General features: G+C 69.3%; 18 protein-coding genes and 1 riboswitch. Of the genes, 11 read left to right on the top strand and 7 right to left on the bottom strand.

Annotated features, from left to right (window positions below; all coding sequences use genetic code 11):
* The first annotated feature begins 26 nt into the window (after window positions 1–26).
* The 4 genes from ACFO0C_RS12555 (at window position 27) to ACFO0C_RS12540 (ending at window position 5,185) form a co-directional block, all read left to right on the top strand.
* On the top strand, window positions 27–677 hold the full coding sequence (locus tag ACFO0C_RS12555; RefSeq protein ID WP_378066743.1) for a TetR family transcriptional regulator: 651 nt from the start codon (window positions 27–29) through the stop codon (window positions 675–677).
* Window positions 647–1,549 (top strand): ABC transporter ATP-binding protein, encoded by a 903-nt coding sequence (locus tag ACFO0C_RS12550; protein ID WP_378066742.1) that lies wholly within the window; start codon window positions 647–649, stop codon window positions 1,547–1,549. The genes ACFO0C_RS12555 and ACFO0C_RS12550 overlap by 31 nt, the downstream gene beginning before the upstream one ends.
* Window positions 1,546–3,117 (top strand): ABC transporter permease, encoded by a 1,572-nt coding sequence (locus tag ACFO0C_RS12545; RefSeq protein ID WP_378066741.1) that lies wholly within the window; start codon window positions 1,546–1,548, stop codon window positions 3,115–3,117. The genes ACFO0C_RS12550 and ACFO0C_RS12545 overlap by 4 nt, the downstream gene beginning before the upstream one ends.
* A gap of 61 nt (window positions 3,118–3,178) precedes the next feature.
* A complete protein-coding gene (locus ACFO0C_RS12540) occupies window positions 3,179–5,185 on the top strand; it encodes a putative bifunctional diguanylate cyclase/phosphodiesterase (protein WP_378066740.1) in 2,007 nt (668 codons plus the stop codon).
* On the opposite strand, the gene ACFO0C_RS12535 is transcribed toward ACFO0C_RS12540, so the two are convergent.
* The 5 genes from ACFO0C_RS12535 to ACFO0C_RS12515 form a co-directional block, all read right to left on the bottom strand.
* On the bottom strand, window positions 5,182–6,156 hold the full coding sequence (locus ACFO0C_RS12535; RefSeq protein ID WP_378066739.1) for an ABC transporter substrate-binding protein: 975 nt from the start codon (window positions 6,154–6,156) through the stop codon (window positions 5,182–5,184). The genes ACFO0C_RS12540 and ACFO0C_RS12535 overlap by 4 nt on opposite strands.
* A 23-nt stretch (window positions 6,157–6,179) precedes the next feature.
* Window positions 6,180–7,823: a Na+/H+ antiporter gene (locus tag ACFO0C_RS12530; RefSeq protein WP_378066738.1), complete on the bottom strand. Its 1,644-nt coding sequence runs from the start codon at window positions 7,821–7,823 to the stop codon at window positions 6,180–6,182.
* Window positions 7,824–7,827: 4 nt separating this feature from the next.
* The gene (locus tag ACFO0C_RS12525) at window positions 7,828–8,358 is read right to left on the bottom strand and encodes a DUF4142 domain-containing protein (protein ID WP_378066760.1); all 531 of its coding nucleotides are present in this window, start codon (window positions 8,356–8,358) and stop codon (window positions 7,828–7,830) included.
* A gap of 122 nt (window positions 8,359–8,480) precedes the next feature.
* Complete coding sequence (gene ahcY, locus ACFO0C_RS12520; RefSeq protein WP_378066737.1) at window positions 8,481–9,941, bottom strand: adenosylhomocysteinase; 1,461 nt, start codon at window positions 9,939–9,941, stop codon at window positions 8,481–8,483.
* 18 nt (window positions 9,942–9,959) lie between these two features.
* Window positions 9,960–10,039, bottom strand: a riboswitch (S-adenosyl-L-homocysteine riboswitch).
* Between the two features lie 33 nt (window positions 10,040–10,072).
* Window positions 10,073–10,981: a hypothetical protein gene (locus ACFO0C_RS12515; protein ID WP_378066736.1), complete on the bottom strand. Its 909-nt coding sequence runs from the start codon at window positions 10,979–10,981 to the stop codon at window positions 10,073–10,075.
* 97 nt (window positions 10,982–11,078) lie between these two features.
* On the opposite strand from ACFO0C_RS12515, the gene ACFO0C_RS12510 reads away from it, so the two are divergent.
* The 5 genes from ACFO0C_RS12510 to ACFO0C_RS12490 all read left to right on the top strand — a co-directional run bounded on the left by ACFO0C_RS12510 (window position 11,079) and on the right by ACFO0C_RS12490 (window position 17,476).
* Window positions 11,079–12,032 carry a LacI family DNA-binding transcriptional regulator gene (locus ACFO0C_RS12510; protein ID WP_378066735.1) on the top strand — a complete coding sequence of 318 codons (954 nt, stop codon included), beginning with the start codon at window positions 11,079–11,081 and terminating at the stop codon, window positions 12,030–12,032.
* Between the two features lie 82 nt (window positions 12,033–12,114).
* Window positions 12,115–13,698, top strand: coding sequence for a methyl-accepting chemotaxis protein (locus ACFO0C_RS12505; RefSeq protein ID WP_378066734.1), 1,584 nt, complete (start codon window positions 12,115–12,117; stop codon window positions 13,696–13,698).
* A gap of 116 nt (window positions 13,699–13,814) precedes the next feature.
* Window positions 13,815–15,773: a glycosyl hydrolase family 28-related protein gene (locus ACFO0C_RS12500; protein WP_378066733.1), complete on the top strand. Its 1,959-nt coding sequence runs from the start codon at window positions 13,815–13,817 to the stop codon at window positions 15,771–15,773.
* A 134-nt stretch (window positions 15,774–15,907) separates the two neighbouring features.
* The gene (locus ACFO0C_RS12495; RefSeq protein WP_378066732.1) at window positions 15,908–16,795 is read left to right on the top strand and encodes an NAD-dependent epimerase/dehydratase family protein; all 888 of its coding nucleotides are present in this window, start codon (window positions 15,908–15,910) and stop codon (window positions 16,793–16,795) included.
* A gap of 54 nt (window positions 16,796–16,849) precedes the next feature.
* On the top strand, window positions 16,850–17,476 hold the full coding sequence (locus ACFO0C_RS12490; protein WP_378066731.1) for a response regulator transcription factor: 627 nt from the start codon (window positions 16,850–16,852) through the stop codon (window positions 17,474–17,476).
* An 11-nt stretch (window positions 17,477–17,487) separates the two neighbouring features.
* Here the strand turns inward: ACFO0C_RS12490 and ACFO0C_RS12485 are convergent, their stop codons facing one another.
* Entirely contained in the window at window positions 17,488–18,972 is a 1,485-nt protein-coding gene (locus ACFO0C_RS12485) for an MFS transporter (RefSeq protein ID WP_378066730.1), read from the bottom strand.
* A gap of 167 nt (window positions 18,973–19,139) precedes the next feature.
* Between ACFO0C_RS12485 and ACFO0C_RS12480 the strand changes: the two genes are divergently transcribed.
* Window positions 19,140–21,146 (top strand): hypothetical protein, encoded by a 2,007-nt coding sequence (locus tag ACFO0C_RS12480; RefSeq protein ID WP_378066729.1) that lies wholly within the window; start codon window positions 19,140–19,142, stop codon window positions 21,144–21,146.
* Between the two features lie 156 nt (window positions 21,147–21,302).
* Window positions 21,303–21,515, top strand: a complete 213-nt coding sequence (locus ACFO0C_RS12475; RefSeq protein WP_378066728.1) for a DUF397 domain-containing protein — start codon at window positions 21,303–21,305, stop codon at window positions 21,513–21,515.
* A gap of 7 nt (window positions 21,516–21,522) precedes the next feature.
* Here the strand turns inward: ACFO0C_RS12475 and ACFO0C_RS12470 are convergent, their stop codons facing one another.
* The gene (locus tag ACFO0C_RS12470; RefSeq protein ID WP_378066727.1) at window positions 21,523–23,013 is read right to left on the bottom strand and encodes a glycosyltransferase family 39 protein; all 1,491 of its coding nucleotides are present in this window, start codon (window positions 23,011–23,013) and stop codon (window positions 21,523–21,525) included.
* Window positions 23,014–23,140 lie beyond the last annotated feature (127 nt).

The raw sequence follows: 23,140 nt of genomic DNA, 5'->3' as shown, positions 1-23,140 counted from the left end.
ACACGCTTGAGTAGTACGCTACACGCGTGAGTAGTGACAGCGACCTGACCGCACGAGCCCGGATCCGGGACGCCGCGATCGCGCTCTTCACCGAGCGCGGCATCGCGGGCGCCACGATCCGCGACATCGCCCAGGCCGCCGGCGTGTCCTCCGGCCTTCTCCGGCACCACTTCGGGTCCAAGGAGGGCCTCCGCGACGCCTGCGACGAGTGGGCGATGGGCCGGATCGCGCAGCTCCAGATGGCGTTCACCGAGTCCGGCACGATCGGTGGGGCCATCGCCCCCGACGCCATGGCCCTCCAGCAATATCTGGTGCGGTCCCTGATGGACGGATCGCCCCGGGGCGCGGCCATGTTCGAGCAGACCGTCCAGCGCGGCGAGCAGTGGCTGGCCTCGACCGGTCTGGAGACGTCCGACGCGCGCGCCTACGTGGCGCTCCTCGGCGCCATGAAGATGGGCATGTTCCTGATGCGCGACCAGCTGACCGCCGTGCTCGGCGAGGACGTCGGGTCGATGCCGGGCTATCTGCGCATGATCCGGGCGTCCCTGGAGATCTTCTCGCAGCCACTCCTCACTCCTGAGCAGGCCGAACAGGCGATGAAAGCCGTGGATCGGCTCGGCGATTCCTGGATGGGAGAGAAGGGGTCATGGCAGATGCCATCGATGTCGAAGGACTGATCAAACGGTTCGGGGCGGTCACCGCGCTGGACGGGCTCGACCTGCGGGTCGCGACCGGCGAGGTGCACGGCTTCCTCGGTCCGAACGGGGCGGGCAAGACCACCGCCATCCGGGTGCTGCTCGGGCTGATGCGCGCCGACGGCGGCTCGGCGCGACTGCTCGGTGGCGACCCCTGGGCCGAGGCGACGACGCTGCACCGGCGGCTCGCCTACGTGCCGGGTGACGTCACGTTCTGGCCCAACCTGACCGGCGGCGAGGTGATCGACCTGCTCGGCCGGCTGCGCGGCGGCGTCGACCGCAAGCGTCGCGACGACCTCGTCGAGCGGTTCGAGCTCGATCCGCGTAAGAAAGGCCGGGCCTACTCCAAGGGCAACCGGCAGAAGGTGGCACTGGTGGCGGCGCTCGCCTCCGATGTGGAGCTTCTGCTGCTCGACGAGCCGACCTCCGGGCTCGACCCGCTGATGGAGGAGGTCTTCCGGGAGGTGATCCTGGAGGAGAAGCGGCGCGGCGACCGGACGGTGCTGTTGTCCAGCCACATCCTCTCCGAGGTCGAGGCGCTCTGTGACCGGCTGACCATCATCCGGGCCGGCCGGGCCGTGGAGACCGGCACCCTGGCCGACCTGCGGCACCTGACCCGGACGACGATCCGTGCCGAGCTGACCGGCCCGGTGAACGGGCTGGCCGCCATCGCCGGGGTGCACGACCTGATCACCGAGGACGGGCGGGTCGCCTTCGACGTCGACGCCGAGGCACTGGAGCCGGCGCTGAAATCGCTGGTCGAGGCCGGGGTGCGCAGCCTGGTCAGCCAGCCGCCCTCGCTGGAGGAGCTGTTCCTGCGCCATTACACCCGTGACTCGGAGACCGCCCGATGACCGGGACGGCCGGCCTGCTCCGGCTGGTGCTGCGCCGCGACCGGATCATCATGCCGCTCTGGGTGCTCGTGCTGGGCATCCTGCCGTACGTCTACGTGACCGGCTTCGAGACGCTGTTCGCCACCGCGCAGGAGCGGATCCACTACGCGCAGATCAGCGCGGCCAACGCCGGGTTCGTCGGCCTCTACGGCCCGCTGCACGGCGACAGCCTCGGTGAGCTGACCGTCTGGCGGGGCGGGTTCCTGCCGGTGATGATCGGCCTGGCCGCCCTGCTCACCGTCATCCGGCACACCCGGGCCGACGAGGAGGCCGGGCGCACCGAGCTGATCCGGGCCGGTGTGGTCGGCCGGTTCGCCCCACTGGCCGCCGCGGTGCTGGCCACCGTGCTGGCCTGCACCGTGATGGGCGTGATCGTGGCGGCCACCCTGATCGGCCAGGGGCTGCCGGCCGAGGGCTCGACCACGCTGGCGGTGTCCTATGCGGTCAGTGGCTGGCTCTTCGCCGGTGTCGGCGCGATCACCGCGCAGATCGCTGACAGCGGCCGCCAGGCCCGTGCCATGGCGGTGCTGGTCCTCGGAGTGTCCTATGTGCTGCGCATGGGCGGGGACATCTCGGCACTCGGCGGTGGCCGGCTGGACTGGATGTCCTGGCTGTCGCCGATCGGCTGGGTGCACCGGGTCTTCCCGTTCGGGGCGGACGACTGGTGGCCGGCGGTGCTCGTCGTCGTCACCACGCTGGCCACGGTGGGCGTCTCGGCGTACCTGCTGACCCGCCGTGACCTCGGCGGCGGCCTGCTCGCCGGACGGCTCGGACCGGCGACGGCGGCCGCGTCCCTGCGATCGCCGATCACGCTGGCCTGGCGGCTGCACCGCGGCCTGCTGTTCAGCTGGACCGCTGGGTTCGCGGCGCTGGGCCTGGTCTTCGGTGGGGTGAGCACCAGCGTGGCCCAGCTCGCCGAGGACTCCGACTCGATGGGCAAGATCTTCAGCCAGCTCGGCGGGACCGACATGATCATGGATGCGTACTTCGCGTCCATCGCGCAGACCTGTGCGGTGATCATCGCCTGTTACGCGGTGCAGGCCGCGCTGCGGATCCGTGACGAGGAGCAGACCGGCCACGCCGAGGCGGTGCTCAGCACCGCCGTGAGCCGGGGGGCGTGGGCGGCGAGCCACCTGGTCTTCGCCCTGCTCGGCCCGGCCGTGGCGCTGCTCGCCGAGGGTGTGGTCGCCGGCGTCGTGCACGGTGATCCCGGCCCGGTGGTGGCATCGGCACTGGCCCAGCTCCCGGCCGTCTGGGTGCTGGCCGGGGTCGCGATGCTGCTGATCGGGGTGGTGCCGAAACTGGCGTCTGCCGCCTGGGCGGTGGTGGCCACGGCGTTCCTGATCCTGATCGTGGGACCACTGGTGCAGGCCGACCAGTGGGTGCTCGACCTCTCCCCGTTCACGCATGTCCCGCACCTGCCGGGTGCGGACTTCACCGTCGTACCCCTGCTGAATCTGACCTTGATCGCGGCCGGCCTCGGTGGCGCCGGACTGATCGCCCTGCGTCGCCGCGACCTGCCTGTGTAGCAATCCGGTGCGGCCTGGCCGAAAGGTCAGGTCGTTGCCGGGGAAACCGACTGATGATTGCGTGAACGCGAGCGCATCGATCGGCCGGACCGGTCCACGAACGAGGTGGGGCCGCCTGCTGGCCCGCCGGGCCACCGCCCGGTCCGCCATCGCGGGCACCGCCGTCGGCATCCTTACCCTGGGCGTCTCGGCCGTGCTCGCCGCCAGCGGCACCGCCGAGGCGACCCAGGAGGTCCGTCGCGCCCAGGCGGTCACCCAGGTGCTGAACGACATCTCGGTCCAGGTCAACACGCAGGACGCGGCGTTGCGGGAGTACCTGGCGACGGGTGGCACCGAGTACCGCGGTGAGCAGCTGGCCGCGACCCTCGACTCGGCCCGCTCCGGCCTCGACTGGCTCCAGCAGCACGACGCGGTGGACCGGGTCGAGCTGGACGCCATCCGTGGCGCCTACGCCGACTACAGCCGGATCGTCGTCGAGATCATGGCGCAGACCGAGAGGGGCGCGAAGGTTCAGGGCTACACCGAGCTGGCCGCCCCGGCCTTCGCGCCGCTGCGGGACGAGGTGCTCGGCAACGTGCGCCGCAATCAGGAGGCGCTGGCCGGCTACCTGGCCGACGTCGACCGGCGGGCCGACATGCTGCAGACGGTGGCCGAGGTGACCATCCTGATCGTGGCCGTGCTCTTCGCCGTGTGCGCGCTCGTGCTCGTCGGCTACCAGCGCCGGGCCGAACGGCAGACCGCCCGCCGCCTGCACGAGGCCACCCACGACCCGCTGACCGGACTCGGCAACCGGGCCATGCTGCACGACCAGCTCGACACCGCGGTCCGCCACGGCTACGAGACCGGCGAGCCGTTCAGCCTGCTGCTCATCGACCTCGACCGGTTCAAGGAGATCAACGACACGCTCGGCCACCACACCGGCGACGAGCTGCTGGTCGAGGTGGCGCAGCGGCTCGACGACGGCTGCCGGGGCGACGACGTCGTGGTACGCCTCGGCGGCGACGAGTTCGCGCTGATCATGCCGACCACACCGGATCAGCCGGAGGCGGTGGAGGCCGGCCACCGCATCCTGGAGGTGCTGCGCCGGCCGATCCAGCTGAGCGGCCTGACCGTGGACATCGACGCCAGCATCGGTGTGGCCGTCTACCCCCGCGACGGTGCGGACGCCGCCGAGCTGCTCCAGCACGCCGACGTCGCGATGTACGCGGCGAAGCGCCGGCACGGCGGGGTCGCCGGTTACGACGCGTCACTGGACGAGGGCGACGCGAGCCGGTTGAGTCTGCAGAGCGAACTCCGGCAGGGCATCGAGCGCGGCGAGCTGGTCGTGTTCTACCAGCCCAAGGTGGACGTGGCCACCCGGATGCCGTGCGGCGCCGAGGCCCTGGTCCGCTGGCAGCACCCGGCCCGCGGCCTGCTCGCCCCGGACTCGTTCATCCCCCTAGCCGAGGACACCGGCCTGATCGACCTGATCACCATCGAGGTGCTGGACCAGGCGCTGGCCCAGATCGCCCGCTGGGCGGAGCTCGACCACCCGCTCCCGGTCTCGGTCAACATCCCGGCCCGGTCGCTGACCGACGACACGTTCCCGGCGACGGTCGCCACCGCCCTCCAACGCCATGGGGTACGCCCGGAACTGCTCACTTTGGAGATCACCGAGAGTGCCGTGATCGCCGACATGATGCGCGCCGGCGAGGTGCTGGGCGAGCTGCGCGAACAGGGCGTCAACATCTCGATCGACGACTTCGGCACCGGTTACTCCTCGATCGCGCACCTGCGGGACATGCCGCCGCACGAGCTCAAGATCGACCGGAGTTTCGTCATGAAGATGTGCGAGAACAGCCGGGACGAGACCATCGTGCGGGCGGTCGTCGACCTGGCCCGGAACCTGCGGCTACGGGTCGTCGCCGAGGGAGTGGAGACCGAGTCGGCGCTGCAGGCGCTAGACGATCTGGGCTGCCACGAGGCGCAGGGTTACCACATCAGCCGCCCGCTGCCGGCCGCCGACCTGACCGCGTGGCTTGCCGGGGCCGGCGCCGGGTCCGGAATGGCGAACAGTGCGGGCCGCTAGTACTGCCGGTTCGGGAGTACGGCCTTCGCGGCCTCGCGGTCGAACGCGGTCTCGTCCACGACCACCCGCCGGGGGATGCTCTGCCCCGTCCTCACCTTGCCGACCAGCTCCATCAGCTGCGGGCCGAGCAGCGGATTGCACTCGATCACATAGTTGAGGCGGCCCTCGGCCAGCGCGGTCAGCCCGTCCCGGCTGGCGTCCACGGTGATGATCTTCAGGTCCACCCCGGGCCGTTTGCCGTCGGCCTCGATAGCCTCGATCGCGCCGAGGCCCTCGTCGTCGTTGTGCGCGAAGACCACGTCGATCTTGGGGTGCTCCTTCAGGAAGCCGGCCATCACCTGCTCACCGCCCTCTCGGGTGAAGTTGCCGTCCCGTGAGGCGATCACCTGGAGATCGGGGTCGGCCTCGATCGCCTCGGCGAAACCGGACCGGCGCTGGTTGGCCGGCGCCGAACCGGTGGTGCCTTCGATCTCGACGATCCGGACCGTCCCGTTGTAGTCCCGGTAGTGCTCGACGAGCCACTCGCCGGCCTTGCGGCCCTCGGCGGTGAAGTCGGAGCCCAGCATGGTGACGAACAGCGACGTGTCGGTGGTGTCCACCATCCGGTCGGTCACGATCACCGGGATGCCGGCGTCCTTGGCCTCCTGGAGGAGCTCGTCCCAGCCGGACTCCACGACCGGGGAGAAGGCGATGACGTCGACCTTGTCGTTGATGAACTGGCGGATGGCGGCCGTCTGGTTCTCCTGCTTGCCGTCGGCGACCCGGAGATCCAGCTGCACGCCGGCGTTCGTGGCGGCGTGCTCGATCGACGTGGTGTTCGCCAGACGCCAGGCGCTCTCCTCACCGACCTGGGAGAAGCCGAGACGGATCGACGCCTGGCCGGCCTTCTCGGGGGCGGCACTCTCGCCGCCCCCGCACGCCGTCAGCAGACCGGCCGCCACTGCGGCCAGGATGATCGGCGTTCTCCGCATTTTTTCAACCTATTACGGATGTATCACTCTTTTGGTCTCTTCGGGAGGACCAGCTCCTCGTGGTCCAGTTCCCGGTTCAGCACCCGGAGGTTGTCGTCGGCCAGACGCCCGGCATCACGCCAGCGCAGCAGCTCCTCACGCTCGGCGTCGATGACCGCCTGACGGACCATGAGGGCCGCCTCGTACTGCGGCGACTTCGGCACCTCCTGCGACTCCACCTGATCCAGCAGGTCGAGCCGGCGCCGGTAACGGTCCATCCGGACCTCGAGCTGCCGGCGCATCGTCTCGATCGCCTCGTCCTCGACGTTGTCGTGCCGCTCCTCCTGGATGTCGTCCAGCCGGTGCAGTGCGGCCTGGACCGCCGCCGAGCGGGCCTCGTTGCGCAGCCGGGCCTTGTCCTTCTGGTTGGCGCGCAGGCCCAGCCAGCGGACCAGCGGCGCGAAGGTGAGGCCCTGGCCGACCAGGGTGACCAGCACGACCACGAGCGCGCAGAACACCATCAGGTCATGGTTGGGGAAGGTGTCCGGGATGATGAAGACCGCCGCCAGCGTGATCACGCCACGGGTGCCGGCCCAGCTCAGGGCGGTCACCTCCCGGCCGGAGAGCGGCGCCTCCTTCGTCTTGCCGTCGGGCGCGTCCATGTCGTCGTCCTGCTGGCCGCCGAGGCGCAGGTGCAGCTGGCGCGGCAGGAGCTGGGTGATCACCAGCCAGAGCGGGCGGATCAGCAGCACCGCGCCGAGAGTGACGACCACGGCGATGGTGATCTGGGTCCAGGAGTACTCGCCCATCCCTTCCAGAGTGCGGCGGACCTGCATGCCGATCAGCAGGAAGACCGCGCCCTCCAGGAGGAAGTCGATCAGCCGCCAGACCGCGGCGGTCTGCAGGCGGCTCGCGCCGGTGGTGTATCGCGGGGTGTCGTGGCCGACCATCAGGCCGGCCACCACGACCGCGAGCACGCCGGAGAGGTGGTAGTGCTCGGCCAGGGTGAAGGCGGCGAGCGGCGTGATGATCGACAGGGCGTTGGCGCTCAGCGGATCGGCCCGGAACGGCTTGACGAACCGGACGACGTAGGCTACGGCGATACCGATGAGCACGCCACCGGCGGCGGAGACGACGAACCGTCCGACCGCGTTGTCGATCGAGAAGTTCCCGTTGTTCTGCGCGGCGATGGCCACGGTGAGCAGCGTCAGCGCGGTCGCGTCGTTGAGCAGCCCTTCGCCCTGGATCAGGGTGATCAGCTTGCCCGGCAGGCCGGCCTTGCGCCCGACGGCGAGCGCCGCGACCGGGTCGGGCGGGGCCACCACCGCGCCCATGGCGACACCGGTGGCGAGCGTGGCCCCGGCGACCCAGTAGGAGAAGCCGTAGCCGATGACGAGGGCGGTGATCAGCACCAGGACGACCGAGAGGCTGATCACCGTGCGCATGTTGCGTCGTATGTCGAGTAGCGAGGAATCCAGTGCCGCGTTGTAGAGCAGCGGCGGCAGGATGAACATCAGGATGATGTCCTTGTCCAGCGGCAGATTTTCCCCGGGCAGGTATGAGTAGGCAATGCCGACCAGCGTCAGCAACACAGCGGCGGGAAGACCGGTTTTCTCCGTGACCCAGTGGACCACGATGATCACCGCCACCGCCCCCAACGCGAACAGCAGGATCTCCTCGTAGCTCATTCGATCATTGTCGCGGCTGCTCTCCGGCGAGTTCGTCGCGGGCTGCGGTCAGCGCGACACGGTTCTTCTCGATCACCGGGCCGGCGGCCGTGACGATTTCCGTGATCGACGGGTCGCTGCTGACCGCCAGCACGATCCGGGCCAGCTTGGCCGCGTGCTCGTAAGCGGTCAGCTGCGTGTCGATGAAGAGCTTGTCGAAGTCGGCCGCGGCCGCGTTCCGGTACTGCTCCGCGAGGCCGAGCTGCTCCGAGTTCGGCTCCTTCGGCAGACGCACGTCGAGAGCTTCGGCAGCCTGCTTGACCTGGGCATCCAGCTTCTTGTGGTACGACGCGAACCGCTTGCCGAGTTTGCGGACGGCCGGGTTCTCGCTCTTGCGGACGGCCAGCTTGCCGGCCGCGATCTGGGCCAGGTTGCCCTGGTGCGCGGCGATCAGGAACTCGGCCTCCGGGCTGACCGGACGGCCCGTCGCGACAGGGTGGCGGCCCGCCTCCGCACGAGCCGGCGCGGCTGTCGCGGGGCTCGCGGAGAGACCCATCAGAGCCACGGCACCGAACGTAAAAATCTTGTGACGGAATGACATAAGTGCAGCATAAGGGGGCTAAAAGGGACGCGCCCGGTCATCAGTCGATGGTCGGGCGCGTCGTGGTGCGGGTTGTATCAGTAGCGGTAGTGCTCCGGCTTGTACGGACCCTCGACGTCCACGCCCAGGTACTCCGCCTGCTTCTTGGTGAGGGTGGTCAGCCGGACACCGAGCGCGTCCAGGTGCAGCCGGGCCACCTTCTCGTCCAGGTGCTTCGGCAGCACGTAGACCTGCTTCTCGTACGCCTCCGGCTTGGTCCAGAGCTCGATCTGGGCCATCACCTGGTTGGTGAACGAGTTGGACATCACGAAGCTCGGGTGACCGGTCGCGTTGCCCAGGTTCATCAGGCGGCCCTCGGAGAGGACGATCACCGAGTGGCCGTCCGGGAAGCGCCACTCGTGCACCTGCGGCTTGATCTCGACCTTCTCGATGCCGGCGACCTTGGCCAGCCCGGCCATGTCGATCTCGTCGTCGAAGTGGCCGACGTTGCCGACGATCGCGTTGTGCTTCATCGCCGACAGGTGCTCGACGGTGATGATGTCGGTGCCGCCGGTGGTGGTGATGAAGATGTCGGCCTCACCGACCACGTCCTCGATCCGGACGACCTGCATGCCGTCCATCGCGGCCTGCAGCGCGCAGATCGGGTCGACCTCGGTCACGACGACGCGGGCGCCCTGGCCGCGCAGCGTCTCGGCGGAGCCCTTGCCGACGTCGCCGTAACCGCAGACCACGGCCAGCTTGCCGCCCAGCATCACGTCGGTCGCGCGGTTGAGGCCGTCGACCAGCGAGTGGCGGATGCCGTACTTGTTGTCGAACTTGCTCTTGGTGACCGCGTCGTTGACGTTGATCGCCGGGAAGAGGAGCGTGCCCTCCTTGGCCAGCTTGTAGAGGCGGGCCACACCGGTGGTGGTCTCCTCGGTGACGCCCTTGATCTCGGCCGCGATCTTCGTGAACCGCTGGTTGTCGGCGGCGAGGCTGCCGCGCAGCGTCTCCAGGATGATCGAGTACTCGTGGTTGTCGTCGGCCGTGGTGGCCGGGACCGCGCCCGCGCCCTCGAACTCGACACCCTTGTGCACGAGCAGGGTGGCGTCACCGCCGTCGTCGAGGATCATGTTCGGGCCCTGGCCGTCGCTGAACTCGAACAGCCGCATGGTCGCCCACCAGTACTCCTCCAGCGTCTCGCCCTTCCAGGCGAAGACCGGCACGCCGGAGGGGGCGTCGACCGTCCCGTTCGGACCGACGACGACCGCCGCCGCCGCGTCGTCCTGGGTGGAGAAGATGTTGCAGGACACCCAGCGGACCTCGGCGCCGAGCGCGACCAGGGTCTCGATCAGGACGGCGGTCTGCACGGTCATGTGCAGCGAGCCGGCGATCCGGGCGCCGCGCAGCGGCTTGCTGTCACCGAACTCGGTGCGCAGCGACATCAGGCCGGGCATCTCGTGCTCGGCGAGACGCAGCTGGTGGCGGCCGGCCTCGGCCAGCGACAGATCGGCGACCGCGAAGTCGAGACCGTTGACCGATCGAAGTTTGTCGCTCATGAAAAGAGGGCTCCTCCCTCTCAGGAGGCGCCCTTGCGTCAAGAAACCCGGCCGAGCGTGGCGGACCCCAGGAGTCCGTTGCAGCGCCTCTCGGCAGAGCCGGGAACCACTCTAACGCCCGCCCGGCAAGATCACATCCGCCGGAGTGTTCCGTCGGTGTCCGTAATCACATACGTTCCGTCACCGAGCACATCCAGATCGTATTGGTTGATCGTGGTGATCTCGAGTTCGCCGAGGACCTCGCCGGTACGCCCGTCCACCCGGAAATGCTGCCACCAGTCGGTGTCCTCCTCCTCGTCGACACCGAGGACGACCGCGATCACGGTGTCGTCGTCCAGGAAGCCGGGACTCCACTCCAGGAAGAGGTCCTCCTCGTCCTCGCCGAAACCGAAATCCGGCAGCGTGACCTGGAAGAGCGTGTCCCCGCTGGGGAACTCGTGCACGATCAGGTCGTCGCTGTCGTGCCCGACGGTCACGAACCGGGTCTCGTCCGGCGAGACGCCGTGCAGGGAGCGGTCGCCCCACCCGTAGTCGTGCGGCGCCGTGCCCGGATCGGCGAGGTAGATCTGGATCCCGTCCTGACCCTCGCCCACCTCCAGCAGCATCCGACCGTCACGCAGCGTGAAGTGGTCGCCGCCATGCCCGACGGTGGGCAGCTCGTACCGTGCACGCACTTCGCCGGTCGCGGCGTCCAGCGCGATCCACTCGTCGTCGCGGCCGCGGTCGGCCATCGCGTTCGGCGCATAGACCCAGAGCACCGTGTCGTCGGCGGAGAGCGCGACATCCGTGTAGGAGACCCCGCATTTCGGGCCACGGGCGCCGAGTTCGAAACGCCACTCCTCGCGGCCCTCCGGATCGACCTTCAGCACGGCCGTGTCAGTCGCGTAGAACAGCCGGTCGCGCGAGGCGGGAACGGCGTGCCCCTCACTGCCCGGCTCCTTGAAGGTGCTTCGCGGCGGGACCGGGAAGGTCCGGACCAGCTTCAGCTCGGCGTCGTAGACCTCGACGCCCTGACCGTTCTTGCGGGAGATGACGCGCACGCGGGCAGCCTAACGCGGGTTCAAAGCGTCACGCGAAGGGGCGAGAAAACATCAAGAACCTTCCATAGAACCTCAGAAAACCATCATTCTGTACGGCGTGAAGCACCCGTACCGGATCCGGGAGATAGCCGCGCGCGCCGGGCTGAGCCACGCCACCGTGGATCGCGTGCTGCACCACCGCGGCGGGGTACGGGAGAGCACCGTCCGCGTCGTCCACCAGGCGATCGCCGACCTGGACCGGCAGGAGCAGGCTCAGTCCGGCCGCCCGTTCGTGATCGACGTGGTGCTGCGGACGTCCCGCCGGTTCAGCGCCGCGGTCCGGGCCGCCCTCGACGCGGAGGCGCCGGAGTTCGCCCCGGTCGCCCTGCGGATCCGGACCCACCTCACCGACGACCCGGTCACCATGCTGGAGCGCATCGGCCGGTCCCGCTCGTACGGGCTGATCGTGCTGGCCCCGCCGGCGCCCGAGGTCGCCGACGCGGTGGCCCGCCTGAGCGTCCCGGTGGTCACCCTCAACCACGACCTGCCGGCCGGCAAACGCATCGCGCACGTCGGGGTGGACGGCTTCGACTCCGGGGCGACGGCGGCGTACCTGGTCGAGCGGCTGCTCGCGGACCGGGCCGGTGACGTGTTGCTGATCAACGGGCGGGGCGAGCGGGAGGAGGGGTTCCGTTCGGTGCTGCCGTCACGCCGTCTGCACACCGTGGCGGGGGCGAACGGCGCTCCGCTGCGGGCAGTCCTCGCCGCGAACCCCTCGGTCCGGGCCGTCTACTCCGCCGGGACCAGCGGGAACGCGGCGGTGGTGGCGGCGTTCGCGGCCGAGCGGCGCAACTATGACGTCTTCGTGGCGCACGGGCTGGACCGGGAGAACGCCACCCTGCTGCGCGAGCACCGGATCTCCGCGGTGCTGCACCAGGACCTGCGGACCGACGTCCGGCACGCCTGCCGGGCGATCCTGCGCGCCCAGGGGGTGCTGCCCGGCCCGATCCGTTCCCACCCGTCGGCGGTGCACGTCATCACCCCGTTCAACGTCCCGCCCGCGGCGTTCTGAGACTGTTCACTTTCTCGTAACTAATTCCCTTCTCCGCGGCACCGATTGACCGGTACCAGGAAAAACGAGAGAAGGAACGACAATGGCCGGTGGGCTTGGGCAGTGGTGCCGTGACCGCAAGGTTTCCACCAAGGTGCTCGCGGTCGCCGGTGTGGCGATCGCCGGAACCGCAGTGATCGGCGTGCTGAGCATCGTCGGCATCAACCAGCTGCAGACCGACCGGAACAACGAGGTCGCGTCGAGGCTGCCGTACAGCACGAACCTCAACAACGTGGCGGTGACCGCGAAGGCCGCCGCCAACGACGAGCGCGGCTTCCTGCTGAAGGGCAACGCCGACTTCAGCGACGAGGCGCTCGGTCGTAAGGAGAAGATCGACGCCGCACTCTCGGCGGCCCGGGCGGTCGCCGACTCCAGCGAGTCGGCGGCCCGGGTCGACGCCATCCAGGCCGCGGTCGACACGTGGTTCACCGCACTGGAGTCCGAGTTCACGCTTTATCAGACGCGGCCCCAGGCGGCGATCGACCTCGCTCTCGGCGCGAACCGTGACCTGCGCAAGACGTATGAGGGCCTGCTCGGCGAGGAGATCGCCTACGCGGACACCGCCCTGCTCCAAGGCCGGGAGTTCGACGCCGGTGCGGAGAAGACCCGGACCACGATCATGATCGGACTGGTGGTGGTGCTGCTGATCGCGGTCGTCGCCGCCCTCTACGTGTCCCGGCTGATCGTGCAGCCGCTTCGCCGGGTCGGCCACGTGCTCGACCGGGTGGCCGCCGGTGACCTCTCCGGCGATCCCTCGGTGGAACAGCGTGACGAGGTCGGGCAGATGGCGAACGCGCTGCGCCGGGCGAGCCAGACACTGCGGCAGACCGTCACCGACCTGACCGCGCACTCGCAGAAGCTCGCCGAGGAGTCCGACAGCCTCGCCCGGACCAGCCGCAGCAGCGCGACCAGCGCCGACCGTGGCGCCCGGCAGGCCTCCGAGGTCGCCGACTCGGCCGCCGTCATGTCGTCGAACATCCACACGGTCGCCGCCGGCGCCGAGGAGATGGGCGCCTCGATCCGGGAGATCAGCGAGAGTGCCACCCAGGCCGCGCAGGTGGCGTCGCGGGCGGTGGACGTCACCGCGAACACCAGCACCGTGATGGCCAAGCTCGGTGAGTCGTCGTCGGAGATCGACAGCGTGGTGAAGACGATCACCGCCATCGCCGAGCAGACGAACCTGCTCGCGCTGAACGCGACGATCGAGGCGGCCCGCGCCGGCGAGCTGGGCAAGGGCTTCGCCGTGGTGGCCAGCGAGGTCAAGGAGCTGTCGCAGGAGACCGCCCGGGCGACCGAGGACATCGGCCAGCGGGTGTCCGCGATCCAGGCCGACACCGCGGGCGCGGTCGCGGCGATCGCGGAGATCAGCGAGATCATCGCGCGGATCAACGACTTCCAGACCACGATCGCCTCCGCGGTGGAGGAGCAGACCGTCACCACGAACGAGATGAGCCGCAACGTCACCGAGGCCGCGGATGCCGGTGCCCGGGTCTCCGACACCATCAACGCGGTCGCCGTGTCGGTGCAGCAGACCACCTCCGGTGTGGCCGAGACCGACCGGGCCGCGGCGGACCTGGCCGGGATGTCCGGGGACCTGCGCCGGATCGTGGACCGATTCAAGCTGTGATTTTGCGAGAGACTGCAAGAAGTAAGCAGAAACTCGAAACTAAGCGACTGCTTATTGTGAGGTAGATCTCCGTACATCTATCGTCGGCTCACCTTCCTCAACGAAAAGAGCCTTCGATGCGTTGGTCCGTCCTTCTGCTCGGTGTGATGCTCGGCGCCACCGGCCTCCCACCCACCGCCCAGGCCGCTCCCGCCGCCACCGAGGTCACCCGCGCCGCGCTCGACCCGGCACTGGTCGCCGGGCGCGGCGCGACCGTCGCCTTCACGGAGCAGGAGGCCGAGGGCGCCGCCACCAACGGCACCGTGATCGGCCCGGACCGCACCGCCTACACACTGCCCGCCGAGGCGTCCGGCCGCTCCGCCGTCACCCTCGACCCGGGCGAGTGGGTGGAGTTCACCCTGCCCAGGGCGGCCAACGCGATCACCGTGCGGTACAGCATCCCGGACGCCCCGGACGGTGGCGGGATCACCGCGCCGCTGACCGTCGGGACGAAGCACGGCACCCGCACCATGACCCTCACCTCGCAGTACTCCTGGCTCTACAACCAGTACCCGTTCACCAACGACCCGCGGGCGGACCTCCTGCACCCGGACTGGTGGATCACCGAGTGCCAGTGCGTGCCGGCCGCCACCACCCCGGCGCCGGTGATCACCAAGCCGTTCCGGCCGGCCCACTTCTACGACGAGCAGCGGCTGCTCCTAGGTCACACCTACCGGGCCGGCGACCGGATCCGCCTCACCGCGCGTTCCGTGCCGACCACCGTCGACCTGCTCGACTCCGAGCTCGTCGCCCTGCCGAAGGTCGACCTGACCGGGGTCAACCCGGTGCTCTTCGGCGCCGACCCGACCGGGCGCAAGGACTCCGCGGCGGCCATCGAGCGGGCGATCGCGTACGCCAAGAAGATCAAGCGCACGGTCTACCTGCCGCCGGGCGTCTTCCAGGTGAACCGGCACATCGTCGTCGACGACGTGACGATCGCCGGCGCCGGCAACTGGTACACGATCCTCAGGGGCCGCGAGGTCGCTCTGACCGAGCCGGCACCGGACGGTTCGGTGCACACCGGCGTCGGCTTCTACGGCCGGGACGCCGCCGAGGGTGGCAGCCGCAACGTGCACCTGTCCGGTTTCGCCATCCAGGGCGACGTCCGCGAGCGGATCGACACCGACCAGGTCAACGGGGTCGGCGGGGCGATGAGCGACTCGACCATCGACGGCCTGCACATCCAGCACACCAAGGTCGGTCTCTGGTTCGACGGCCCGATGTCGAACGTCGAGGTCACGAACAACATCATCGTCGACCAGATCGCCGACGGCCTCAACTTCCACACCGGCGTCACGAACTCGCTGGTCCGCAACAACTTCGTGCGCAACACCGGTGACGACGCGCTGGCCATGTGGGCGGAGAAGCACACCAACGCGGGCAACACCTTCGACCGCAACACGGTGCAGTCGCCGACGCTGGCCAACGGCATCGCGATCTACGGCGGCCGGGACGCCACGGTGTCGAACAACCTGGTCGCCGACCCGGTCCGGGAGGGCAGCGCGCTGCACGCGGGCACCAGGTTCGGCGCCGAGCCGTTCACCGGCTTCCTGCGGTTCACGAACAACACCACGGCACGCTCCGGTACGTTCGAGCTGAACTGGCGGATCGGCCTCGGGGCGATCTGGTTCTACAGCTTGCAGGGCAGCTTCGACGCGGACGTCCGGGTGACCGGCGACCACTACCTGGACAGCACCTACAACGCGATCATGCTGGTCGCCGAGTGGGGGGTGAAGGATCTCTACTCGATCGACGGCATCAGGTTCAAGGACATCCGGATCGACGGTACGGGCACCAGCGTCCTGAGCGCACGGGCCGGCGGTTCCGCGTCCTTCGAGAACGTCGACGCCCGCAACGTGGGGGCGGCCGGCGTCAACAACTGCGGCCGGTTCGGGTTCCCCGCGACCGGCTCCGAGTTCGGCCTCACCGACCTCGGCGGCAACGACGGCGGCTGGCTCGCGCCGTACCTGCCGAACACCATCACGTGTGACGACCGTCCGCCGGTGGTGGCACCCCCGGCTCCCTCGGAATGGTGAACTGAGCCCGGCCATGGCGACCACAGAGTGTCGCCATGGCCGCTCCGGGTAATACCGGTGCGAGCGGTTGGTTTCCGGGCACCCAGCACAGGTAGCCTGGTCGGCGCTGCGCGGACCGGAAGATGGGAAGTACGTTGAGCCGAACCCTGTTGGTCACCGGTGGTGCCGGATTCGTCGGTAGCTCCTTGATCAGGTCGCTGCTGAACGACTTCCCCGACGCGACCGTGGTCTCGCTGGACAACTACTTCACCGGGACCCCGGAGAACCACGTCCACGACCCGCGCGTCACCTACATCGACGGGTCGACCACCGACATCGCCAAGATCTGGGCCGACCGGGGTCTCCCGGGGCCGGAGCTGGTCTTCCACCTCGGTGAGTATTCGCGGATTCCCCAGTCGTTCGAGGACCACGACCTCACCTGGGACTTCAACCTCCTCGGCACCAAGGAGGTGGTCAAGTTCACGGCCGGGCACGGGGCGAAACTGATCTACGCCGGCTCCAGCTCGAAATTCGGCAACGACGGCGAGGACGAGAACCTCAACCCGTATGCGTGGACCAAGGCCAAGAACATCGAGTACATCAAGAACTACTCGAACTGGTACGGGCTGGACTACGCGATCGCCTACTTCTACAACGTCTACGGTCCCGGCCAGATCATGCAGGGCAAGTATGCGACGGTGATCGGCATCTTCGAGCGGCAGTTCCTCGCCGGCGAGCCGCTGACCGTGGTCTCCCCGGGCACGCAGACGCGTGACTTCACCCACATCGACGACATCGTCCGTGGCCTGGTGCTGGTGGCCCGCGGTGGTTCCGGTGACGGCTACCTCCTCGGCACCGGCTGTGAGTGGCCGATGGCCAAGGTCGCCGAGCTGTTCGGCTCCGAGTTCACGCTGATCCCGGAGCGGCGCGGCGAGCGGGTGCGGGGTCAGGCCGACACCACCAAGGCCAACGGTCTGGGCTGGTACGCGGAGAAGCGTCTCGATGAGTACATCGCCGATTTCACGGCGGCCCATCCGCGCTGATCAGAGATCTCGATCCGGAGGCATAATTCCGCGTCGGCTGGGCATGCGGGGGCCATGCGGAACGGGATCAGGATCGTTATCGTCTCCGGACACGCGTCCATGGTGCGCGCACTGGAGCAGTCAATCCCCGAGAAGACCGGGGGGCGGGCCGCCGTCGCGGTGACGGGTGACGGCTCGGATGTGGCCGGGGTCGTGCGGGAACCCGTACCCGATCTGATTCTCGTCGACCTGCTGCCACCAGCCGGGGTCGCCGCCGTCGCGGCCGCCCGAGCCGCCGCGCCGAAGGCCCGCATCCTGGCCATGACCGGCAATGGTGACCCGGGTGACGAGCTGGAGGCCCTGCGCGCCGGGGCGTCCGGCATCGTGCCGCGCGGCGAGGAGGTCATCCCACCACTGCTCGCGGCGTTGGAGGGCTGGGCGGTCGTGCCGGCGCCACTGCTGGCGTCGCTCGTCGACGGGCCGGGCCGTCAGGTCGCCATCTCCGCGGCGGCCCAGTTGGACGAGAGCGATCAGAAGCTGCTGCGCCTGATCGCGACCGGGTCGTCGACCAGTGAGATCGCCGGTGTACTGCACGTCTCGGACCGGACCGTCAAGCGGCTGACCGCGGCCCTGCTGCGGAAACTGCACGTCTCCAGCCGCACCGAGGCCGCCGCTGTCGCGGGCAGCGCCGGCCTCGTGTGACAGCTGACGGATCATCCGGTGGCGCGTGGCCGCGTCGTGACCGCCGACAGCGGCGTGGCCACCTCCTCCAGCGACTTCCCCTCGGCGTCGATGCCGATGACCGCCTCGACGATGCCCCCGACGGCCATCACCGCGGCGCCGATCAGGAACCCCAGGAACAACCGGCCCGGGTCCTCACCCTCGCCGATCAGGGCGCCGTAGAAGACCGGCCCGATCGCGCCGAAGCACTGGGCGATCGCGAAGAACACGGCGATCGCCTGGGCGCGGATCTCCAGCGGGAAGATCTCACTGACCGTCAGGTACGCCGAACTGGCCCCCGCCGACGCGAAGAAGAAGATCACGCTCCACGCGATCGTCTGTGTCGTGGCGTTCAGCGCCCCCGCGTCGAACAGGAACGCGGTGATCGCCAGTAGCAGCCCGGACAGCAGATAGGTGCCGGAGATCATCTTCCGCCGTCCGATCGTGTCGAACAGCCGCCCGATGGTCAGCGGGCCGATCAGGTTGCCGATCGCGAACGCCACCATGTACAGCGGCGCGGCCTTCTCGTCCACGCCGTAGAACGTGGTCAGCACCAGCGTGTAAGTGAAGAAGATCGCGTTGTACAGGAACGACTGCGTGATCATCAGGGTGGCGCCGAGCGTGGCCCGGGCCGGGTACACCCGGAACAGCACCCGCAGCAGCGACAGATAACCGTGCGGTTCGGTCGGCCGGATGTCGATCGCCTTCGACTCGTCGACCGGCGCCAGCGTCTGCCCCGAGGCCTCCGCCGCCTGTTCGATCCGGGCGATGTTCTCCTCGGCCTCCGCCTCCCGGCCGTGCATCACCAGCCAGCGAGGGCTCTCCGGCAGATGCCGGCGCAGGCCCCAGATCGCCAGGCCGATGATCGGGCCGAGCAGGAAGCCGATCCGCCACGCCCAGTTCAGTTCCACGTTGTTGAGCAGGATGTACGTTCCGAGCGTGCCGATGATGGCGCCGCCCCAGTAGGTACCGTTCACCCCGATGTCGACCCGGCCCCGGTATTTCGCCGGCATCATCTCGTCGATCGCCGAGTTGATCGCTGCGTACTCGCCACCGATGCCGGCGCCGGCAATGAACCGGGTCAGATACAGGAAGACCAGCGCGGCCGCACTGTTGCCCCAGGTGAGGGCGGTCAGGGCGTTGCCGGTGAGATAGACGGCCAGAGTGACGATGAACAGGTTCCGCCGGCCCAGCGCGTCGGACAGCCGGCCGAAGAAGAGCGCGCCGAACACCTCACCGAGCAGGTAGATCGTCGCGATCAGGCCGACCTGTGTGCTGCTCAGACCGAGGGTCTCCTGCTCGGCCAGGACCGGCCCCAGCGAACTCGCCACGGTGATCTCGAGACCGTCGAGAACCCAGGCGGTGCCCAGCGCCATGACGATCCGGGTGTGCAGCGGTGACCAGTTGAGCCGGTCGATGCGCGCCGGGATGAGACTGCGAATGGTCTCCGATCCGGAGGCCGGGACGGTTTGCGCCATGGAGACGGGATACCCAGCAAGCTCACAGCTAGACCTCGATATTCAAGGTCATCGGCTGGTTGCGCAGCGTCGTTACGGCACCGTACTTTCGGTTGATCCACTTCTGGCTATGCCGCGTCTACGATCTCCGGGCGAAGTCCATTCGCCCTGATCAACACGGGGATCCCATGCGTACATCCCGGGTCGCTCTCGCGGCCGCGGTCCTGGCCGGTGCCACCGCCATCGGCTTCGGCGTCTCGATCGGCACCGCCTCCGCCGACACCTTCGCCGCTCTGCCGATCAAGTCCTTCGGCGACATCGCCGTCGACGGCGTCCACAAGCGAGTCTTCGTCAGTGACCCGACCACCGGCAAGATCGTCGCGACCGACTTCCGCGGGCGCTCGGTCGGCGAGCTGGGCGGCCTGACCGGTGTCGACGGGCTGGCGCTCTCCGCCGACTCGAACCTCCTCTACGCCGCGGTCCGTGGCGCCAACAAAGTCGTCGCGGTGTCGACCACGACCGTGACGGCGTCGGACAGCTACGAGCTGGGCGCCTCCGTCCGGCTCACCGACGTCGCCGCGCCGGTGAACGGGAAGCTCTGGTTCTCCGGGGAGGTCGCGGTACTCACCGGCGGTTTCGGATCGATCGATCTGGCCACCCGCGCGGTACAGGTGCACGACAACGCGGTCGACGGCATCAGCTTCTCCGCCGGTGCCCGGCTCTTCACCGGGACGTCGGCGCCCGGGCTCCTGGTGCTGGCGGAGACCGCCATGTCGGCCGGCAACAGCGCGGTCTACGACATCTCGTCGGGTGCCGAGACGCTGAAGCTGAAGACGGACTGGCTCAACGAGGCCGTCCTGGACCTGGATCTCACCGGCGAGGGCACGCGGCTGCTGCCGGTGACCTACAACGGCGTCCGGAGCATCGACCTGGCGGACGGCGCCCAGCAGCGGATTTTCAACGACCTGCGATTCTTCGGGGCGGCCGACGTCGCTCACGACGGCCGGATCGCGGTCGGCGTGCACAACACGACGGATGCCGCCGACGTCCACGTCTACCAGGACGGCGCCGCCACCGCGGAGAAGACCTTCTCGCTCGGCCTGCGCGACATCGCCGACCACGGACTGGCCTGGGAGCCGGGCGGATCCATCCTCTTCGCCGTGAGCGACTCCGGTGACTTCCGCCTGCACGTGCTGAACGACCCGACCAGCTCGCCCGACGACACCCCGTCCGGGCCTCCACTCGAACTGCACATGAACTTCATCGGTGCACCGCTCACCGCTCCCCGGAATGTGCCCCTCACCTTCAGCGGCTTCATCCTGGCCGCGGGGAACATCCCGCTGCCGGCCGGATCCGAGCTGACCGTCACGCGGACCGACATGGAATCGCCGGCGGGCAGATCACTCGGCACGGTCAGGACCGATGCCGACGGGATGTTCCCGGTGGCCGACACGCCGACCTCCGGCGGTGCGGTCCGCTACACCTTCGCCTACGCCGGCAGTACGCGCTTCGCCCCGATGACGGGCGACTGGACCGTGGAGGTCTCGCGGGGCAAGACGTCGCTGACCCTGGCCCGCTCCCCGCAGCCGGCCGTCTACACCTACGGCTCAACGGTCACCCTGAGTGCCAAGCTCGGTGCGACCTACAAGAACCGGTCCGTGGAGTTCTGGGCCGACCCGTACGGCGCCGACCAGCCCGCCCGCCTGCTCAAGCGGGTCACCGTCGACGCCGCCGGCCGGGCCACCGCGACGATCAAGCCGACCCGCACCACCGCGGTGAGCGCCCGGTTCACCGGCGATCCGGGTTACCTGCCCACCTCCGTCGGATTCACCCTGCTGACCAGGGTCAACGCGAGCACCGCGCTGTCCCGCCACTACAAGACCGCCAAGATCGGCAAGACGACGTACCAGTTCTTCCGGAAGTCGAAGGACCCGCTGATCACCCAGACCATGACCCCCCACCCGGGGCGCAAGGTGCGCACGATCATCGAGTACTACTCGGGTGGCAAGTGGCGGCTGTGGTCCGGGCGGGAGACCAGGCTCAGCACGACCGGCAAGGCCTCGTTCACGTTCGTCACCGGGGTCCGGGTCGGCCGGAAGTTCCGGGTCCGGGCCGAGTACATCCCCGGGAAGGCCGGCGACAGCCTCAACTACGGCACCCAGGGGGCGTGGAAGTACTTCACCTACACCAAGTGAGTGCGATCGATCGTTCCGACTATCTGGAACATGTCACGACACTCGTCGGGTAGGTGACCTCCTCGATAGCGTGAGCAGCACGTCACCTGAACGCGGCCTCCCTCGATGAGGGAGGCTGCTGTTTGCTGGGAGGTGACCGGTCGGGAGGGGGACGTTGTGAGCGAGAAGACCTACGCCGCGTCGTTCGATGCGCAGGCCGCCGAGTGGCTGCGCTCCGGGGACGGCGGGGAGTATGTGGAGATCTCCCGCCTGCCCGACGGGGGCGCGGCGATGCGGAACTCCAATGATCCGGCGACGATCCTGTTCTTCACCAAGGCGGAGTGGGACGCGTTCACCGGCGGCGTCAACGACGGGGAGTTCGACCTCTGACCGTGGCTCAGCGCGCCTGACGGCGTACCAGAAGCTGAATGTCGAAACCGGAGACCCGCCACTTGCCGGAGATCGTGAAATCGCGCGTCAGCGCGGTCGTCGTGGGTTGCGGCAGGGTCGCCCGGCGGCCGGTGACATCGTCGGGGACGAGGACCCACACGCGGGTGTCCCGGGCGAGCGCGGCCGCCACGTCGGTGCGCTCCGGCGTCCAGAAACTGCCCGCCGCGTCGCGATCCCGCACGGCCAGCGCGTCGCGCGGGGTGTCCGGGCCCAGGTAGTACTCGACGGCGATGTCGGCGAACTGCCAGCCGTCCCGCTTGTAGACGATCGCGTCGCCGGGCTCCCGGTGCCGGTCGATGATCCGGGCCGCGGCGCGGTAGTCGATCAGGCGGCTCGCGCGGCTCTCGTGTGACGTCCGGGCAACGCGCTGGTCCGGAAGCCCGAGCAGGGCGACGACCAGGACCAGCACGAGTCCGGCCGGCCACGGCGTCCGCGCGAGCGCGGCGCCGGCGAGCACACATATCAGCGGTACGAGGAAGAACAGGTACCGCGGATGCCAGATCGGCGTCACGGTCGACACCGTGACCATGGCGGCGATCGGGACCATGATCGCGGCGGCGGCGACCCGGCCACGACGGTCCGCCGCCACCCCCAGCAGGCACAGGCCGAGCAGCAGGCCGCCGATCGAGGTGGAGCCGCTGACGTGCTCGACGATGTGCAGCACGCCTTCCCAACTGGGTGGGTGCGGTTTCGTGCCGAGCTGGGTGGTCACCTGTTCACGGCCGCGCAGCGCCAGGGGGATCAGCGCGACGACGGCGGCGGTGACCGCGAGGGCGGCCGGCGGCAATGGACGCCACGACCGGGTGCGGGCGGCCCGGTAGGCGACGATCACGGCGTGCCCGGTCAGCAGTGTCACGGCGACCAGGTGCAGGCCGCCGAGGGCGAGGACGGCCAGGGCGTACAGCGTCCAGCGCCACCACCGGCCGTGCCGCAGGGCCTCCACCAGCATCAGCGTCGCGGCGGTCGCGGCCAGGGCGGCCAGGGCGTACGGCCGAGCCTCCTGCCCGTACCGGGTCACCGACGGGAGGACCGCGAAGAGAAGGCCACCCAGCACCCCGGCCCGGACCGTGAACAGGCGTGCCCCGAGGAGCGACACCAGCGCCGCGGTGGCGGCCACGGCCAGCAGGGACGGTGACCGCAGGGCGCGTACCGAGTCGCCGAAGACGCTGATCCAGACGTGCATCAGCCAGTAGTAGGGGGTCAGGACCGCGTCGATGTGCTCGGCCAGCCGGGTCATGTCGCCGGGCGATCGGCCGGCCGCGGTCAGTGTGGCCAGTTCGTCCCGCCACAGCTGTGCTTTCGGGAGCTGGTATCCGCCGATCACTCCGGCCGTCAGCGCGGGCCACAGCCAGAAGAACCGGTCCGGCCGGAGACGGCGGGACGGGCGCGGCGTGGCGGCGGGCGCCGCGGGGGACGGTAGGTCGACGACGGCGGTCACCGGCTGTTTATAGGCGACCACGTTGAACCGCTGGTGAACCACAGCAGACGTCGACCGGTCGCGCTATCGGCGCGCGGCGGTACCAGGCCGTTACGACGCTCCGGTCCCGGCTCGCCCGTTCGGATGA

It is taken from the genome of Actinoplanes subglobosus (assembly GCF_042650585.1).
Taxonomy (GTDB): domain Bacteria; phylum Actinomycetota; class Actinomycetes; order Mycobacteriales; family Micromonosporaceae; genus Actinoplanes; species Actinoplanes subglobosus.
This window is presented reverse-complemented; position numbering and strand designations above follow the sequence as displayed.